The 18,494-nt window shown below is 42.9% G+C and carries 18 protein-coding genes; all 18 read right to left on the bottom strand.

The features are described 5' to 3' along the window. Window positions 1-10: 10 nt before the first annotated feature. The 18 genes from Q0R52_RS12140 to Q0R52_RS12055 all read right to left on the bottom strand — a co-directional run bounded on the left by Q0R52_RS12140 (window position 11) and on the right by Q0R52_RS12055 (window position 18,310). A complete protein-coding gene (locus tag Q0R52_RS12140) occupies window positions 11-637 on the bottom strand; it encodes an RNA polymerase sigma factor (RefSeq protein ID WP_295794936.1) in 627 nt (208 codons plus the stop codon). A gap of 567 nt (window positions 638-1,204) precedes the next feature. Beyond that, window positions 1,205-1,492 (bottom strand): protealysin inhibitor emfourin, encoded by a 288-nt coding sequence (locus Q0R52_RS12135; RefSeq protein WP_295794935.1) that lies wholly within the window; start codon window positions 1,490-1,492, stop codon window positions 1,205-1,207. 13 nt (window positions 1,493-1,505) lie between these two features. Beyond that, entirely contained in the window at window positions 1,506-2,579 is a 1,074-nt protein-coding gene (locus Q0R52_RS12130; RefSeq protein WP_295794934.1) for a M4 family metallopeptidase, read from the bottom strand. Window positions 2,580-2,950: 371 nt separating this feature from the next. Continuing rightward, window positions 2,951-3,817 carry a hypothetical protein gene (locus tag Q0R52_RS12125; RefSeq protein WP_295794932.1) on the bottom strand — a complete coding sequence of 289 codons (867 nt, stop codon included), beginning with the start codon at window positions 3,815-3,817 and terminating at the stop codon, window positions 2,951-2,953. Window positions 3,818-3,966: 149 nt separating this feature from the next. Further along, window positions 3,967-4,347: a DUF5071 domain-containing protein gene (locus tag Q0R52_RS12120; RefSeq protein WP_295794931.1), complete on the bottom strand. Its 381-nt coding sequence runs from the start codon at window positions 4,345-4,347 to the stop codon at window positions 3,967-3,969. Between the two features lie 71 nt (window positions 4,348-4,418). Next, window positions 4,419-5,537: a bile acid:sodium symporter family protein gene (locus tag Q0R52_RS12115; protein ID WP_295794930.1), complete on the bottom strand. Its 1,119-nt coding sequence runs from the start codon at window positions 5,535-5,537 to the stop codon at window positions 4,419-4,421. A 149-nt stretch (window positions 5,538-5,686) separates the two neighbouring features. Beyond that, window positions 5,687-6,616, bottom strand: a complete 930-nt coding sequence (locus Q0R52_RS12110; RefSeq protein WP_295794929.1) for an RraA family protein — start codon at window positions 6,614-6,616, stop codon at window positions 5,687-5,689. A 165-nt stretch (window positions 6,617-6,781) separates the two neighbouring features. Then, complete coding sequence (locus tag Q0R52_RS12105; protein ID WP_295794928.1) at window positions 6,782-8,095, bottom strand: amidohydrolase/deacetylase family metallohydrolase; 1,314 nt, start codon at window positions 8,093-8,095, stop codon at window positions 6,782-6,784. 20 nt (window positions 8,096-8,115) lie between these two features. Further along, window positions 8,116-9,327, bottom strand: a complete 1,212-nt coding sequence (locus tag Q0R52_RS12100; protein ID WP_295794927.1) for an aminotransferase class V-fold PLP-dependent enzyme — start codon at window positions 9,325-9,327, stop codon at window positions 8,116-8,118. Window positions 9,328-9,339: 12 nt separating this feature from the next. Further along, on the bottom strand, window positions 9,340-9,801 hold the full coding sequence (locus Q0R52_RS12095) for a RidA family protein (RefSeq protein ID WP_295794926.1): 462 nt from the start codon (window positions 9,799-9,801) through the stop codon (window positions 9,340-9,342). A 54-nt stretch (window positions 9,802-9,855) separates the two neighbouring features. Beyond that, a complete protein-coding gene (locus Q0R52_RS12090) occupies window positions 9,856-10,299 on the bottom strand; it encodes a c-type cytochrome (protein ID WP_295794925.1) in 444 nt (147 codons plus the stop codon). 4 nt (window positions 10,300-10,303) lie between these two features. Next, complete coding sequence (locus tag Q0R52_RS12085) at window positions 10,304-11,239, bottom strand: SMP-30/gluconolactonase/LRE family protein (protein WP_295794924.1); 936 nt, start codon at window positions 11,237-11,239, stop codon at window positions 10,304-10,306. Between the two features lie 4 nt (window positions 11,240-11,243). After that, window positions 11,244-13,046 (bottom strand): c-type cytochrome, encoded by a 1,803-nt coding sequence (locus Q0R52_RS12080; protein ID WP_295794923.1) that lies wholly within the window; start codon window positions 13,044-13,046, stop codon window positions 11,244-11,246. A 600-nt stretch (window positions 13,047-13,646) separates the two neighbouring features. Beyond that, window positions 13,647-14,297, bottom strand: coding sequence for a DUF4386 domain-containing protein (locus tag Q0R52_RS12075; RefSeq protein WP_295794922.1), 651 nt, complete (start codon window positions 14,295-14,297; stop codon window positions 13,647-13,649). A 4-nt stretch (window positions 14,298-14,301) separates the two neighbouring features. After that, window positions 14,302-15,726 (bottom strand): S41 family peptidase, encoded by a 1,425-nt coding sequence (locus tag Q0R52_RS12070; RefSeq protein WP_295794921.1) that lies wholly within the window; start codon window positions 15,724-15,726, stop codon window positions 14,302-14,304. A 29-nt stretch (window positions 15,727-15,755) separates the two neighbouring features. Then, on the bottom strand, window positions 15,756-16,427 hold the full coding sequence (locus Q0R52_RS12065; RefSeq protein WP_295794920.1) for a porin family protein: 672 nt from the start codon (window positions 16,425-16,427) through the stop codon (window positions 15,756-15,758). Between the two features lie 127 nt (window positions 16,428-16,554). Further along, window positions 16,555-17,250, bottom strand: a complete 696-nt coding sequence (locus Q0R52_RS12060; protein ID WP_295794919.1) for a response regulator transcription factor — start codon at window positions 17,248-17,250, stop codon at window positions 16,555-16,557. Beyond that, complete coding sequence (locus tag Q0R52_RS12055) at window positions 17,243-18,310, bottom strand: histidine kinase (protein WP_295794918.1); 1,068 nt, start codon at window positions 18,308-18,310, stop codon at window positions 17,243-17,245. The genes Q0R52_RS12060 and Q0R52_RS12055 overlap by 8 nt, the downstream gene beginning before the upstream one ends. Between the last annotated feature and the right edge of the window lie 184 nt (window positions 18,311-18,494).

Here is an 18,494-nt window from a genome sequence, read left to right as displayed (position 1 = left end):
GCGAAAAAAATTATTTTGTATGAATATTTGCCCCCAGGCAGGAGTAAAGACTTAGAAAAATAACCAGTTTGGTTGTTTTTAGTGCGGCCTGCAGGTTATTAAAAGCCTTATAAAGAAGTTTATATGCCGAATTGGTGTTTATCTCCATAATATCGGCAATTGCATCATATCCTAAACCCTCATAAAAGCGGAGGTAAATAATCTCCTGCTGCCTGGCAGGCAAGTTTTTAATCACCGTTTTTAGTTTAAGATGCAGTTCGCGTTCCTCTTCATTAGCGATGATCTGGTGATCAAAAGAGAGTTCAACCGAAAAGCTGTAGTCAGGCTCATCCGCCAAATCTACAAACCGCGATTGGGATTGCATTTTGCGAAAAATTGCATTTCGCAACGACTTGTATAAGTAATTTTTTACCGACACCGGGGTACCTAAAGTGGCCCTGTTTGTCCATAATTTAATAAACAGATCGTGCACAGCGTCCTCAATAATATTTACGTCTTTTGTAAATTTATAGCCATAATTATTTAGCATTTTAAAGTAGTCATTGTATAATTTCTTGTATGCCTCCCAGTCGCCTGCCTTAAAGGCAAGCCATATTGCAGTATTATCTTCATTAAAACTTACAATACTTTCAGACATAATTTATTTAATGTTATATACTTTTGAAAATAAATGAGAAAGTATACAGCATTAAACATAACAAAAATTTTACACAAACATAAAATTCTGTATAACATTTGATGAGGATAGAGTACTTGATATCATCAAAACCTATATCGAAAATTTCTATTTTTCTTTTAGTGGTTTGCGTTGCCAGGCGCATTTTATAACACTCATTCCATTGAAGAATCTATTGCAAAAAGTTTTTATGTACTGAAGAATTATCCGACGCAATGGTTTGATGCGCGGTTTGCAACACCAAGGGCCGTGGGTTCGAGCCTCATCATTTACCCGAATGCCTCTTATGCAAATGAGGGGCGTTTTCTGTTGATAATCTAGTCCTGAGACTACTGGTATAGTCGCAAGAAGTTGCAAACTTCGAACAGAGGGATTGAATCGGCCAGGAGACGCAGCTACATCTGGCAGTTCTTCCCCCAAGCACCTTTCCTTTAAGGAAAGGCGCTTTTTTGTATGATATAATATCGGCAGGGGCCACACAATATTGGAATTACTGCCGGAATAAATAAATTTGACCTACAGGGGGCTCTAAATAATTTCGTCTTTAACAGTTTGTTTAATAGCAACCGGGATTTTTTCTTCGCTTTGTTCTACACTTTCTATTCCTTCAGACGTCGTTCTCGAAATTCTATAACGAAAGACATCCACAGCGAGGTCTTTTTCTACTTTTCCTTGTGACGCGAACAAATCTTCGACAGTTTTCTTATCTTTTTCAGAAAGTGTATCCATATCAATTTCACCAACGCTTCGTAGATGGGAGTTTTGACTTCCGAAGCCTGCCAGGCCGCCTAACCGTTCAATCTTTAGTTTCGACATTGTTATTTATTGTTTACAAACCTACTGCTTTCCATGCATTATCTACCGCGACTTTAACCGATTTCTGAGATGAGAAAAGGCTTACTGCTACTTTACGGGTTCGGTCAGCGAATTGCTTCATCGTCATATTAGGTGATGGACCAAACTGCGTTACTGCGTTATACCAAATCTGGCCCGCAATAGTCCAGCTATTACCACCTAAGGCCATAGCCACCTTGTAAAATGCAAAATTAGGTATTCCGCTACTTTCGTGCGGATCCATTCCGTTACGATATTGTGAAAACTTGGTTGGTTGCGGAGAAAGACAATGACTTGCAGCCGGATTTGACATGTCGCGTAAGCAGCTAAAGCCTCTGGCAACCGCCCCCGGACCCATAATATCTTTACCTATAAGCCAGTCTGCTTGAGATACATCCTGATTGCCTTGCCATTGCCGAAACATGGAACCAAATACATCAGAAATACTTTCGTTTAAGCCCCCTGCTTCGTCCTGATAAGCAAGCCCCAGCGTATATTGTGTCACTCCATGAGTCAACTCATGACCGATAACGTCATTGCCTTTCGTGAAATCGATGAAAATATTTCCATCGCCGTCACCATACGTCATCTGGCCGCCATTCCAGAAAGCATTGTTATACTTAACGCTGTAATGGATTGATGAAAGCATTGCCATACCTGCGTCATCGATTGAATTCCTGCCAAAAATTGATTGATAAAAGGAGGCAACACTTGTGGTCTCGGTAAATGCCCTCTTGCATGTTTGATCGGAAGAAGAACCGGGGTTAGAAATTGATACGCCAGGCAAGGTATTGTGATGTTTACAATCAAAAACTGTAACCGTGGGCGGTGAAACGGGTCTTACTGTCAAACCACTTGGCAGTATCGTTTGGGCTGACAAAGAAACAAGCGATTTTGCTTCACGAGCCTTGCGCCATTCATTTTCAAACCGCGCTGCAGCAGAAAAAGCTTTACGTTCGCCTGCTGATAGGGTTTTGTCGCGGGAAAACTTTCTAAGTATTTTTGCCGGAATAATAAAACAGTGGCAGTCGCAATTCTGATGCCCAAGTGTGATTTTTTTCGTTTTCATAAGAACCAATTGTGTAATTGCCTACTCTTCTTCGGATTTTTGGCCTGCTCCGTTTTTGTTTGTTAAATTCAGGTCTAAAGTAGAAGGTCTAAAAAACTTAAAGCACCGTAAAAAACACCTTATTTTAAGGGTATTTTTACGGTGCTTTAAAAAATAAATTTTTCTTATTGTTCCAAAATGCAGGCATCAGTTCTACCTGTTTCAGTACAATTTCATAAGGAAAAACATCGAACAAGCTTTATGAAAATTTCCAAATAGAATTTAGCAATTGCCTGCAAATCCGGTTCGAAATTTGTATCATCAAGGATCCGGTAGAGCGCTCATAAAAATGGAAGTTTTTTGAATCAGCAGGTTTGTTTTTGGTAATGAAATCATTTAGAAACTTCATAAATTCCCTTGTCCTCATTCCAAATTAATTTATCGTGCTTCTTTTGCCAAAAGTCCTGCCACCAGTTTGCATCCCTGGCGGCATCGGGTTTAGCATCGCCAAACAACATTCCCAAATAAGTATATGTATAGCTATCGGGATCGCAAAAATTAGCGGGAGAGCTTTTATCCTCCGGCATTTTATCAAGATTGTAAACCTTACTCAAACATTTTATTATTATCTGCGCTTTCCGGGGGGCGTTTTGTAACGAAATAATCAACGCGTGAACAGCGCTCGGACTGCAAATCTTAGCGATCTTAGCATTTTTATATTGCGTTGGTTTATATTCCTCTACCGGCAGATTTGACAAATAACTCAACCATTTTCCCTGAAGTTTTTTTAAGTCTTTTTCATTTAAGTTTATGGTAACAGGGCCAAAATTTTTATGTGTAAGGGACTGTAACAACTGATTTGCCCTTCCCGCAACTTTGTACAAATCGTTATCGATTATTAATCCCTTTCCTTCAAATATGATGTCTTTACTAACAATTCTATCCCATATGATCAGCCGGTTTGTTCCGTCAAGTTTGGTCTCGGTATTATTTAATAGTTGACCGGTGAGCGCTTTTAAATAGCTGCTATCTTTTGAGTAATTATTTATAGAAGCATTTAACGTTAAAAAAACGTCACTCCACGACTTACTGGTTAAATTCTTTGCGAGCAATTCAGATGATGTCCATTTCTGTGCAGCATCATACATGTCTTTTGTATAATTCGGAATGTCCTGCTGACTCCAGGCCATTAACAATTGTTGAGATACTACCTGATACGAGAAAAATAAAAATATTATTATGAAGGATATTTTTTTCATACCTGTTTAGTCGATTGTCTAATTTAATAAATCTATGGAATTAATTTTCGATAAAACAGTTCGAACTTTGCACCGTTATCGACCCGGAAGCCTCTCATGAACGAGGGGGGCTTTTTTACATGGCACTGGATGATACCGGCCATATGATCTCATTTACATTCCCCATTTAAAATAGCAATTGCTTCAAGATTAGCTTCCTCCTCGATTTCATCTCTTGTCGGAAATTTTGCAATCCGCTCTATTTCGCTTAACAAAAGAGTACTCTCAGTGTGTCTTGTAAGATTTCTAAGCACCCACATTTTCCAAACTCCGTCGTTAGTTTTAAATATCTTAATGATCTCGGGAGCAATTCGGTCTGCAAATGGTTCCAGGATATCCGCGACAGACCTTGCAATTGGCCAGTTCATGTCTTGAAGCCATTCTAATAACTCTGGAACAATGGGCTTTATCTGTTCAAATGAAAGCCTTTTAAGTCTGGCAATCACTTTTTGATCATCCTTATGTTTTGGTATAAGGTCTTTAACGTCCATATCATACATCGTGTAGATAAATCTACGCAATTAGTCGCCTTGAATAAAAACGAATGTACATTTCGGAGCAGTTACTTCGTTGTTAAAATGACCTTTTCCCCACGCTTATCATCTCCCAACGGTTTCCTATGCCAATAATTAGCCAATAACGATCCCGTAGTATTCATCAACGGACCAAACACCGCAGGCGCCAGACCAACCGTAGCAATTTTACCCATCGCTTTTGCCAGTCCCGATGCCAGGCCTGCGTTTTGCATCCCTACCTCTATCGCCATGGTGCGGCAATCGCGTTCAGACATTTTAAATAAACGCCCCGACCAGTAACCCAATGTGTACCCCATTAAATTATGTATCAGCACTAGTAAAACCAGCAAACCGCCAATATTTAACAGGCTATCCCTGCCGGCGGCGGTAATAATTACGATAATAAACGCTATACCGAACATAGATACCAATGGCATCAGTGTTTCCAGCCATAAGGCGCGCTTCAATAAATATTTATTAAAAAGAATACCAGCTCCAATAGGGAAGATCACGATTTTCACAATATCCCACATCATGCTAAGGGCGTCGATTTTAATAAATTCACCTCCAAGCAACTTCATCAGCAATGGCGTAAAAATGGGCGCCAGCATAGTAGAAACCGCGGTTATTGTAACTGATAATGCAAGGTTGGCCTTCGCCAGGTATGACATTACGTTAGAAGCCATGCCATTCGGCGAGCAGCCTACCAGGATTATTCCGGCGGCGATCTCCGGCGGAAAGCCGCTTAATTTGGCTAATGTAAAACCAAGCAGCGGCATAATTATAAAATGGCTCCCGACACCTATAAACACACCCTTCGGCATTTTGATAACCCCGGCAAAATCTTCCAGCCCCATTGATGTGCCCATTCCAAACATAATAAGCTGTAAAAGCGGTGTAATAAGCCCGGAAAGTTTGAACCCATTCACCTGGATAAAATATTGCGGAAAATACAATGCCGTTGTCACCGCCGCAAAAATGATAATGGTATATGAAAATCCCTTCAGCGTTTGCGACCCGCGACAAGCAATGGCCAGCATAATAAAGAATGCAATGATATAATAGCCCGCATGGGCAATACCATCATGCCAAATGAACCATAAAGCAGCTAACAGGCAAAGTACGGCAATGCCTGCCAATACTTTATAAAGACTAATATTTTTCAAAATTTAAATTTAGGTTATGGATTTAAGTCCTTAAATGTTTTTTAATAAACACTAATTACCACGAATGAAGGCGAATTTCACGAATTTTAAAACAAGATATTTAATTCGTGAAATTCGTTTTAATTAGCGAAAATTCGTTTTCTTCTTTATTACCAGGTGCGTTTTTCCATAAAGGCGTCCAACTGTGCCCTTGTCATTTTTCCGTCTTTTGGGTTTTGGTCAAGCCACTTCAGGAAAGCTTCCCTGATTGGATTGGTCCATTGACTGTCAATTTCGCCGGTTGTGAACGTGCCGGCTTTCAGCATGGCGTGACTGAATTTATCGCGCAATGCAACAAACTCTGACGTTGCGACCACCTTTTCGGCCAAATGGGCGGGAATAAAAAGCACCCCTTCCTTTACGGATATTACCAGGTCGCCCGGTAAAACAATGGCATGGCCTATGCGTATGGGTGTATTGAGCCCCATCAGTATCATTTCTTCCAAATACGAAGGATCAAAATCACGCACAAAGGCATTAAAACCGGGTATCTCTTTTAGTCCCTGTAAATCGCGTGCCGAGCCATCGAAGATGACACCGTTGCCTGTTTTATTATATATGGAATTGCCCAGATTATCACCTATCAAAGTTCCTCCCCTGATCTTACCAAATCCATCGGCAACATAAACATCGCCTTTTATTAAAACATCTATCGGCCATGCATTGGTATTACCCTTTCGGCCTTCCGTTGCACCCCTGGCCTTAATGTTTTTTTCTATGTCGGGCCGGGTTGGCATGTACATGGCTGTAACTGCCCTGCCAACAACAGGTATGGTGTCATTCACCAATTTCCACCCGCCTTCAAACTGGTTATTGTAGCCCTCATTTCTTAATACGGTCCAGGCATCCTCTATGCTGATTTTTTTTGCCCTTTCAACCAGGGCATCCGGTATTTTTGGCCTGCCATCAGCAAAACGCTCGCCTTTCCATTCGGATGTATAAAAGATCAGTTCATCTTTTGAAATGGTTTGCGCCTTAGCACATCTATAGCTACAAAAACCGGCAATAAGTGTTAAGAGTAAAAGTTTATAGTATCTCATAATTTTTGTGTGAACAAGAGTCAAGAATCAAGAGTCAAGAAAGATACGGGAAAGATGTAAAATTCCCGCAAAGATTAGACGGTTAGCATGTCGTTTTTTATCTTGATTCCTGGCTCTTGACTCTTGGTTCTGGATTCTTATAATTTAACATAATTGGCTTCCGGACTAATGTGTCTCACCGTTTACGGCTGCCTGTTTGCTAACAACTACTGCCTTTGGCGGATAAATAGGCGTTACAATACCGTTAAGGTCATAAACTATCTTACCCGCCCTTATGGTAAGTTCGCATTCCAGCTTCTTGCTGGCCTCTATTTTATAACCGGTATAATCAAACAGCCCAAATTTACCTTCCCGAATATTTAGTATAGCTACGTCGGCAACTGCGCCTACCGACAGGTTCCCTAACTCCTCGTGTTTTATTTCCTTCGCCGGGTTTGATGTGCTGGCTTGTATCACATCGTGCAAATTCATCCCCAGTGCCAAAAATTTCGACATACAGGTAAGCATGTCCTTCATAGAATCATTCATACTGCCAACGTGGATATCGGTGCTGATAGAATTTGGAAAGAAGCCTTCCAGGGCTGCAGGTATAGCTTGCGAATAAGCAAAGCTGATACCACCATAGCCTACATCAAATACAATCCCGCGTTTCCTGGCTTCGTAAACAAATGGTTTTACCTTATTGGTTTGTAAATCAACAATATATTCGCGGTTACCCAGCTGACCAAAACAATGGGTAAAAATATCACCCGGGCGAAGGTGTTTCATAAACAACTCTTCAATTGACATTGGCGGGTTACTTCCTCCAAAATCTATCATTGCCGGGATGCCACCGGCAAGCGTACCCGCTTCCACCGCGCGGTCGGTTGGCGTCCAGTCATGACCAGTGTAATGGGCCAGCTTAATGCCTACAATAATATCCTTATATTTCCTTGCCACCATAGCGGTCATCCTGGCATCCATGTCGTTAGGGTTCTGCTCATAGGTGCCCCGCATGCCTTCGCCCACAATGTTTAAAAACGCCAGCACGCGGGTTTGCGAACCATCAATAGTTTGCGCCTTGAAAGTTGGAAAAGTTCTCCAGCCCGAACTCCCCGCGTCCACAACGGTTGTAACACCATTTCTAAAGGTGAATCCGTCAGGCGCAATAGCCAGGTTGCCATCCTCGTACTGGTGATCTGGTTGTGTGCCGACAAAATTATGGGTATGGATATCTATCAGGCCCGGGGTTACATAAAACCCCTTTGCATCAACCACCTGGATGGCTTGTTTGGCATCTATATTTTTAGATACCAGCGCAATTTTACCGCCACTTATAGCAACGTCCATAATGGCGTCAATATCATTCTTGGGATCGATAATGTGCCCGCCCTTAATCACGATATCATAAGATTGCGCCAAAGACGCCTGGCTGAATAAACCCACCAGTATGAATAATAATAAGCTTTTTCGCAATTTGAGTTGAGTTTTGGTTACCATCAATATTAATTTTACCATTTTCAGGTAGCCTGCTGTAATATAGTTTTTACCCTGCCTGCTACAACATCAACCTGGTCGGGGCGCAAAAGCACTACGCCAATAAGCAAGTGGTCTGCCCTGCCACCGGCAACAATGCTTGGTGTACCGCTTTTTAAAGCGGATACTACTTCTTTTGGCTTAATTTTAATTTTGGCCTGATCCCAGGTTACCTTCAGGCTCGGGAACGCATTTGCCGGGCCCGGATCAACAACTGTTTCTGTTTTTACGGTTTGCACAACTTCCAACTGCGAGCCGATGTGTTTGGCACGCTGTAGCCATTCTTCCCATTCCTTTTTATGATCCCTTTCCAAATAAGCTTTTAAAGCGGCATACATCCCAAACATCTCTTCCTTGTTCACCTTCATAGGCCTGCCGATAGGCGCTTCATTTGGGCTGTGGTTGAGGCGTGCGGCGGTGATCAAATCCTTACGGCCAAAAAGCAAACCGGCACTTTGAGGCCCGCGGATCATTTTACCGCCCGAAAATGTTACCAGGTCGAAACCTATCTTCTGATACTTAAACAAATTTTCTACCGGTGGTACGTCTGCAGCGGCATCCAAAAGGGTCGGGATATTATGTTTTTTAGCTATAGCCACAAAATCGGCATGCGAAATACTGCTTTTCCCGGCGGCATTAAAGAACAGCGCCATTACAGTTTTATCGTTGATCGCTTTTTCCATTTCGTCGGCCCCTTCTACCTCAATAATTTTAGCGCCGGTGGTGGTTACTGCCTGGTCAAAAAGGTACCTGTGTGTTTTTTGCATAATTACCTCAGGCCGTGGCCCGGGCAGATTTGGCAACAGTTTGATCTTTTCAGGATCGGTACCGGTTATAGCGGCAGCTGTGCTCAGTAATATAGCACATGCAGCACCCGAGGTAACCATAGCCGATTCGACGTGTAGCATTTCTGCAATTTTGGCGCCTACTTTATCCTGTAATTCATACATGTCGGCAAAATCATGCGACGTTGAATTGATAGCTTCCAGTACCTCAGGAAGCATTAACGACCCTGATAAAAACGTCATGGTTACCGATGCATTAATTACCGGTGTAACGCCGAGTTCTTTAAACAGGTCGCGTTCTGCTGCTTTTGGCCGGGATGGTGCAATTTCTCCAATGGATGCTGCCTTGCTCACCAGGCCGCTTGCCAATGGCAATAGGGTTAGGCCCTTTAATATATCTCTGCGTTTCATTTTTAATATTGTTTATATGTAAGCTATACAATCCATCTCCACCAATGAGTTGCCGGGAACACCGCCTTTGGCCACGGCAACAGTGGTGCGAACCGGTGGATTTTTACCGAAACGGCCTTTGTAAACCTCATTCATGCCCTGGTAGTCTGCAATATCATTCAGAAATACGCCCACTTTAAGCACTTTTTCCATGGACGAACCTGCTTTTATCAGTTCTTTTTCGAGCTCTTTCAGTACGATCTCGGTATGCGCTTTAATCTCAAATGGCTCAACGTGTGCGCCTTTGCCTGCTATAAAAACCATATTACCAAGTTTGGTTGACCCGGAAAATAAAGGCACATCCTGCAATGTTGTTACATTATTAACTATTTTTTCATCAGCGGGTGCTGCCATTGCATCCTTGCTTATCCCGAATACGGACAATCCGGCTACTGAGGCGAGGATTTTTTTTAAAACAGATCTTCTCTTTTCCATGGTGTTTTAGTTTTAGTTTAGTTTGTATGATGTTTTGTTTTCTTGTTATTCAGGTTATTTTGAGTTGACGGGGAGGCTTTTTGAATTTAAGGTAAGAATATATTTTACAATTTTATTAACATCGGCCAATGTGATAGCCGGATGAGGAGCCATCGGGACGGGTCCCCACACGCCGCTGCCACCATTAATTACTTTTTGTGAAAGCATGTCGACCGAATTTTGATCCTGCGGATATTTTTCGGCAACGGCAGTATAGGCCGGCCCAACCAATTTGGTGTCTATTTTGTGGCATGCAAGGCAATCCAATTTAGCAATAAGGGCTTTGCCGTCTTCAATTTCTTGCGCTGTAGCAAACGGTGGCGGTGGTATTACTTTAGCTGGTGCTGCGGCCACCGTCTTTTTTACGATAGCTTTTTTCTTTACCTGGGCCGATGCATGGCTGAAGTTTGCAGCAAACGCAATGCATAAAGCCACTACTAGTGTTTTTTTTATTCTCATATTATCATTTCTGTTCTTTTGACATCTTCCATTCGCGACCGGCTTCATCTACCCTGAATGTTTCCAGGTTGCCCTGGTCCTGCAAGGTGATATACATGGTTTTGCCGTCGCGCCCGCCAAAGCAAACGTTGGTTGGGCGCTTGCCTGTCAATGTTATTTCCTGCAGAATTTTTCCATCGGGCGATACTTTGGCTACCGTTCCTTTGCCAAACCGGGCCTGGTAAATATTGCCTTTTATATCACACCGTAGTCCGTCCATTCCGAAATCGGTAAATTCTATAACCAATCGTTTATGACTTATTTTACCTTTTGATGAAAGGTCATAGGCCCATATTTTACGCTTTTCATTCACATATAAGGTATGGTTATCGGGGCTTACATCAATGCCATTAACAGTTGCCATGGTATCTAAAAGGGTTACTTTTCCGTCTGTGTCAATACGCCAGATCTTACCTGTCCCGGCCTTCCAGTTCGGGTCGCTGGCGTATAGCCTATCTTTATTATCAATGGCGATATCATTGGGCTGGCTCATTCCATCTTCGTGGGCAAAAGCACTTTGCTGTTTGGTAGTCATATCAACTTTAATAATATTGTGCCCGGTATAATCAGCAATAAGCATATTGCCATGACTATCGAACCTGATCCCGTTGCCAATGCTTCCTTTAGGCAGTTCAATAAATATGCTGGTTTTTCCATCCGGCGTCATTTTGCCAATGGTGCCGTCGTGATCAAAGTTAACCGCGTAAATATTGCCATCCTTATCGACAGCAGGCCCTTCAACACCGGTAGTAAAACTTTTAACCGGCGTAAACAGCGAAGATTTGAAAAGGCTGGTTGTATCAGCGGTTTGTGCACTTGAACCCGCTGCCATAACTGCCAACAGACCGGCAAGTATCAACGGTTTGTATTTAAGTGCTGAATTAAATGAGTTTCTTGTCATTGGTCTATTTCGTTGTCATTTTTCGCACCGCGGCTACTTGTGCCGGCGTTACAATTTCGGGTAAGTTATTAAAGTTCGATTTTACGTAGGTGAGCACTTCAGCGACCTGTTCGTCCGAAAGGAAGCTGCCGTGGCCGGGCATTACCTCGTTATAGGGAAGTCCCTTTACTTGCACGGGGCCCTTCAGTCCGTTTAGTATCACGTTGATTAACCGGTTTGTATTATAATTTACCCACTCGGACTGTGCCAGCGGGGGGAAACGATTTCCATCTCCCTTGCCATCTTTTTGATGACATGCTATACAATAAGTGGTGTATACCACGGATGTTCCCGGCATATCTTTGAACAGGTTATCCTTGATTTCATCGGGTGTTTTGATATTAGATGCTGTCATTTTTCGGTTTTCCATCGCCGCTAGCTGGGCTGTCCCAAACGCCTTTTTGTCGCCCGTATATAAAATGCGCCAAATTTTGCCCTTTTCAGTATCGCTTACATACAAAGAGCCGTCAGGGCCTTCAGCCAAACCCATTGGGCGGTATACTGCATTACTAACACTTACAATAGGATCAACTTTGGCAAAGCCATCCGCAAAAACTTCCCAGGGGCCCGAAGGTTTTCCATCTTTAAAGGGCACAAATGCAATAATATAGCCCGCCTGCGGATACGGCGCCCGGTCTGTAGAACCATGAAAGGCAACAAAAGCACCGTTTTTATAACGATCCGGAAACTGTTTTCCTTTATAAAACAATAGGTCGTTGGGTGCAAAGTGGGCCGGGAAACCCATTAATGGCTGGGTAAGTTTTGAACCATTACCTTCTTTTACCTGGTCGCCGCCATACTCGGGATTTAGTAGTTTTTTGCCTTTAATACCATCGTAATAATAATAAGGCCAGCCGCCATCAAGCCCCTGGTTTACTTTAAAAAACTCTTCGGCAGGCTGCATGGCGCTTTGCCATGGCGAATAAATATCGGGCCAGATCATCCGGAAATCATCGCGACCGTGCATAACGGTATAAAGTGATTTACTCTTAAAATCCCAATCCAACGCAACAAGGCTTCTTAATCCCGTGGCATATCTTATCCCGTCTGATTGATGCTGATTAGTTTTATTAGCATCAAACATCCAGATGCCGCCATGATCTTTTAACCAGGGATTGCTATTTTCGGGTGAATTGGGATCGCCAGTGCCAGGAGAACCAGGGATACGGTTTTTTTCCTGTCCGGCATTTGATCCGGCGCCCCACCCTACATAAATGTGCCCTTTGTTATCAAAAGCGATCGGTTTTGTCTGGTGTTCATGATAAGGGGGATTATCAATTACGATCGTATCCATTTTACTATCGGGCACCAGTTGGCCGCGTTTAAGCTTCATCCTGTAAACCATCAGTTCCGAACTGAAATACAGGTAGCCGTTATTGACCCGCATAGCTGTACCGTATGTGTGGCCGTCATATTTACCGAAAGGAGTTATTACGTCAGCTTTACCGTCGCCATCCGTGTCTCGTAATGCAATATTGCCATAGCCGCCGTTTAAATTATGGTTCCTGGCTTTTACATAAATATCGCCGTTTGAATTGACAGCGATGTGCCTTGCCTGCCCCTTTAAACTGTCGACAACAACCAAAGCTTTGAAACCATCGGGCAGAAAGAGTCCTCCATTATCTGCATCGGTGGTTAAGCGTTGGGTACTCAACGAAAAACCCATTATTATAAGCAATATTCCCGCAATAACGAACTTCAGGGAATGCGAACGAAAATAAGGTAACCGATCAGTTATAGCTTTTTGGATGCTGTTTGTAAACTTCATTTAGGTAAAAAATATATAAACAAATAAATTGGCCTAACGGAAACTGAAACGTCGTGTTAATATTTTCACCCTGTCATTTAAATAAACTAACAAGGGGCTATTTTCACAAATATTAAAACGGAACCAAGCATCGTGCTTGCACATGCTATTACGCTGACCGGTGTATGTCGGGTTTACCGGTTGCAGACATCTTATTTGCTATTGAGTTACGCTATTGGCTTTCATTAATATTTAAAGTTAAATATTAATAACCCAGGGAACACTTAACGTCAATTGCAAAAGCAAGGTAGCAGAAAATATTTGTTTCTCAATAAGTCAAATACACTACAACAGCACTACAATTAACCTATATACATGGGTACCCCTAAATTATCCCTTCGAAAACGAAAAAAATATTTTGCGTCGGTGGATACTTGTGCTAAACAGGAGAAAAGACTAAGAAAATTGCTTTGCCGGCGATGCCAATTGCCGGGCTATATAAAACGCAAAAAAGACTTCAGAAAACAATCAGATGGCTTTAATATTGCTCCTTTGACAATTTTCACGCTATCATAACATCGTGTGAAAACTTTTTGTGCCCCCGGCGAGAGCCCATTAGAATTACTTTAACAGTGATAATTTAAAGCCATTGATAACGAGATAGAGGCCCAGTGAAAACTCGAACAGCGCTACCAGCACAGCAGATAAACCTGCCAAAGCGGAATGTTGACCGATAAAACCGAACAGAATGGCGAAGTACCCCGCCAGCAACGGAATTGCACCGATGATGCCGATCAGCGCAAGCGCCCTGGGTACCAGGCGCGACCGGTAAAGCATGATGCCCAGCAACAGGTCGCAGATAGCCGGCATGAAACTTTGTCCCAGCAGAAAGATGCGGTCATACAGGATAGCCAATGTTTGGCCAATAGCGCCAACGCCGCCGCCGGTTTGCCGTAAGGTTACAATCGACAAGAGGAACGCTACACCGACGAATATGGTGCCGGATTCCAATATCCGGGCAGCAATGAGGCCTATCGCGGCACTTTCGTGCTTCTTCCTAAGTATCGGATAGAGTATAACGGCGGTACTAATTCCGGCCAGGGCCACAATGATTTCCAGTACGCCGCCGATAATGACAGCCGTATCCGGCCCATGGCCTGTAATATAGTTGGGACTGTGCACAGGTACGTATAGCGCCAGCGTGGGGATGGATACAAAGGTGAGCAGATAGCAGATCCCTGCTACCAACGCGATTTTTCTATTGGAAGTCATTTGCTTAAAGTTTAGCGATCAGTTTTTTGGCGAAGTTCAGTTCCGGGTCATTCCCGCTAATTTTGTCGGCTATGGTCGGTATCACAGTATAAGTTGGAAACAAACCACGCCCCTTAAATGGATAGTCCTTTACGGCCATAACATATTTCATTAAAGGGATAGCGACCCGGATCTTCGTAGCCGGCAAGGTCATCTCCGGCACCATTCCCGAGTTATTCCCGTAATAACCACCGCCAGATTCTTCACCTATAAAAACCGCATTGGTATTGGAATGGATCATCGAGATACATTCGCTAGCCGTAGAAAAACAACCGCCGTTCATCAATATATAGATCTTACCGGAATAGGCTGGCAGCATTGGTTTTTGCCTGCCCACATTAGGGTGGCGGATAATATCAAAAGTTCCTGCCGCATTGGCTTTGATCAGGCTGGCGGGAACATTGTGCCCTGCCATTGGTGTGTATTTAAAAAAGCCGAAATTATTTGTGTTAATGGTTAACGAAGAATAGTAATCAAACTCATGGACGATCAGATATGAGAACAGGAGTTTTCCATATTCATCCGTGCCGCCATGGTTATTCCGCAGATCGATGATCAGGTTTTTGACCTTGTTAGAATCGATGCGGTTAAACGCGGTTTGCAGGAATTTTGGAAGGTCCAGCTTTTTCTGTTCCAATACATCACCATCGAAAGATTCAATTTTTAAGTAAGCTGTCTTTTTATCGTCTGCTATTTTAAATTCAAGTGGGTTTGATAAAAAATGAACAGGATATTTTTTATCGCGGATAGCATTCAGTTCGCTGAAAAGTAACCCTGCTAATTTGACTGTTTTTACCTGTTTACCTGATACATAAGAAACTGTATAAGCGCTGGTATCTCCATACAGGTAATCATAGTACCTGGTAAAATATTTGGAATAGCTAAGGTTGCGGTATTTATAAGTTTGGTTGTCCCCGTCAGCCGGCATAATGGCCAGCATCGCCTGAAGCATATTTTTTACAGCATGCCCGTTGATGGATACGATACGCGTCCCTACGAAACCTCTATCGGGAATAGTCGAAAAATTAGTCATAACAAACAACTTACCATCCGAATAATACGGCTGGAACGGAATGGCGGTAGCCGCAGCATCAAATTTGTCCTGTGTTTCTTTTGGTGCAAGGACGGCGGTATGCCCGCAACCAATTTGAGCAACGATTTTACTCAACAGTATTTGATAGTCACGTTCACCAACAGATTTGTCGATGGCTGTTTCGGCAGCGTCAAAAATCGAATCGATAGTTGCTTTCGAATGATAGCGATAGATACCCGGGTGGCCTTCTTCCAAAGCCGACCTGAATAGTTTAAAGTCGCTTTTTAGTTCCGCTGTGGATTGCGCAAATACTAATGATGGAAGATATAGAAAAACGAGGATTGCAATGAGTTTCATGATGAATGGGTTAATAGCTATGTTGGATCTTATTTCTTAGCGAATGGGTTGGTCTTCCAGGCTTTAGAAACGTGGAGACTGACAACAAAACTGCGGTTATACATTTCCTGTCCATGAGAAATATTGGTCAGGCCGTAATTATAGCGCAAGTCAAGTGCTATCCTTTTTGTTTTAGTATGAAAGGTATAACCACCACCTGCCTGAAGCCCGGCATCAAAGCGCCTGAAGCCATTGGTTGATGAATTGAATGCCAAGTCGCTGGTTTGATCGTTGATATTTCGCGTTCCGTAAAAATTATAGGCGATGGAAGGCCCGGCATTCACATGGAATTCGCTGAAATGGAAACGCGCCAGTAAAGGTATCTCAATGGCATAGGTTCGAATTGTGGATTCGCTTGTTGTTAACGGGTTGCCAGTTTTCAATTTGCCGCCTTTCATCGAGAAATACAGTTCGGGTACTACAGAGAATGAAGGCGTGATGCCTGCCTGGAACGATACGCCGACCTGTGCGCCCAATACCGATTTTTTATAATCGCTCAAACTGCTGTTAGCAGCGCCGTAATTCAAGTTGGTACTCACCAGGTTGATTACGGGGTCTAAATAAGTTTTGGCGGTCTTAACCGTATCCGATGTTTGGCCAAAGGCCGATGAAGTCAGGATGATCATACCAAGTAGAAATCCCGTGTGCAAGGTTTTTTTCATTTTCTTTTGTTTTGATTTTTTTTCTTAAACAAAAGTATATGAATGGCTTAGGGTGGTAAATTCTGTTATGCCAAGTGGCGCCAGATGTCTGCATATGGGTTGTTCCCATCTGCAAAGCAGGGCCGGTTTAAGCTCTGCTATTAATCAGTTGGAAGAAAGTGTCTTTATAGGTATCTGAAACAGGGATCAATTGGTCAGCTATCTTGATCCGGCTGCGTTCGATAGATTCAATTTTGCTCACCGCGATCATAAAAGACTTATGCACCCGGCAGACAATGCTGGCTGGGATCAGCCTTTCAAACTCACTAAAATTTTGCAGCGTCATCACTTTTTTGGTGGTGGTATGAATCCTCCGGTAGTCCCGCATTCCTTCAATATAAATGATCTCGCTGATCATTATCTTTTCCAGGCGGTTCTCGGTCTTCACAAATATGAAATCAGCTGTGGTGTCCGATTTTTTCTGCATTAAATTCCCCTGTGCTTTATTCACCGCCTGCAGGAAACGGCTAAATTCAAAGGGTTTTAACAGATAATCGGTGATCTGGAGTTCATAACCTTTAAGTGCGTACTCCTGGTAAGCCGTGGTAATGATCACCTGGCTGCTGATTTTTGTGCTTTCCAGCAGTTCAATACCGGTCAGTTCATCCATATTAATGTCGAGGAAAAGCAGGTCGATCTTATTATTGTTCAGGTAATTCAGCCCGGTCAAGGCGTTGTCAAATGTGGCGTTCAAATGCAAAAAAGGGACCTTTTCTACAAAGTCCTTTGTTTTTTCCAGTGCCAACGGCTCATCTTCGATAATTATGCAGGTCAGTTTATCCATTTGGAATCATTAAGTCAATCGTGTACAGTTCATTGGTCTTATCTACGCGCAGGTTATGCTTGCCTTTATAAAGCAATTCAAGCCGTTTCCGGATCAGGTCATTGCCCAGGCCGCTATCGGGTTGCCGGACCGACGGGCGCGGATTGAATTTATTGGCGCAGACCAGCCGGATATAGTCATCATGGACATAGATCTCAATCGTGATCGCGTTCTCCAATTTCTTATTGTTGGTATGCTTAAAGGCATTTTCAATGAAGGGGATAAAGACCATCGGGGCGATCAGTTTATTGCCCATCACGCCGGTTACCGAAAAGCGTACATAATCCTGGTTCGCCGTTCTTATTTTTTGCAGGGCGATATATTTCTCCAGGTACTCCACTTCTTTGTGCAATAAAATCAGGTCGGTCTTGGTTTCGTAAAGGATAAACCGCATGATACCTGATAGCTTATTTAAATAATTAGAAGCCTTGGCCGCATCCTTGAGGATCAGCGCATCAATGTTATTGATGGTATTAAATAAAAGGTGAGGGTCTAGCTGTGATTTGACCAGGGCCATTTCCATTTCGTAGTTTTTTTCCTTTAACTGCTCTTTCAGCCTGATCTCGTAGAGGTAGGTGATAAATCCTTTGATGCCTAAAGCCATAATACCGCATACCATGTCAATAAAAGTCGTCACCATGATCACTTTTATAGCAGTTGACCGGCCGTTTTTGCCGCCCTTATCCATATCGAGGACGTGGCCCGTTTCGATCAGGTAACGGTGGAGCAGGTAACTAAGCGCTGCTACGCCGACGGCGATCAGTAATCCAAAAACCAGCGCCAGTAAAAACTTCCGTTGCTGCAAGTACCTTGGGAACAACAGGAAATAATATAATACATAGGTAATGGCGGAAGGGAGGATACAAAAGAGGAATAAGTTTTTAAACGCATTTATCACCCGTGCAACGTGATCACCCGTGGGCGGGCTGCTTTTGTTATAAAGGCCTAAAAGGATACCAATCAAGATGAAATAGCAGGTCCAGAAACCAATATTCAATAAGATCGCGAAGTATTTTTTCATAATTTATATAAAAGTGTCTCTTTATTCCGGCTTTACCGCGCTTTTCAAAAGTAAATTTAGTTTAGCCCTTGTTTCCGGTATCTATTTGATAGACAACGCCTTTTTAAAACATAAGGTGGCAATTTTTTGGTCACCTATGATCAGGTAAAAGTCTCCATAAGAATCCTGGGGGTTGGCATCCGCC

Origin of the sequence: Mucilaginibacter sp., assembly GCF_025359345.1 — a bacterium.
GTDB lineage: Bacteria > Bacteroidota > Bacteroidia > Sphingobacteriales > Sphingobacteriaceae > Mucilaginibacter.
This window is presented reverse-complemented; position numbering and strand designations above follow the sequence as displayed.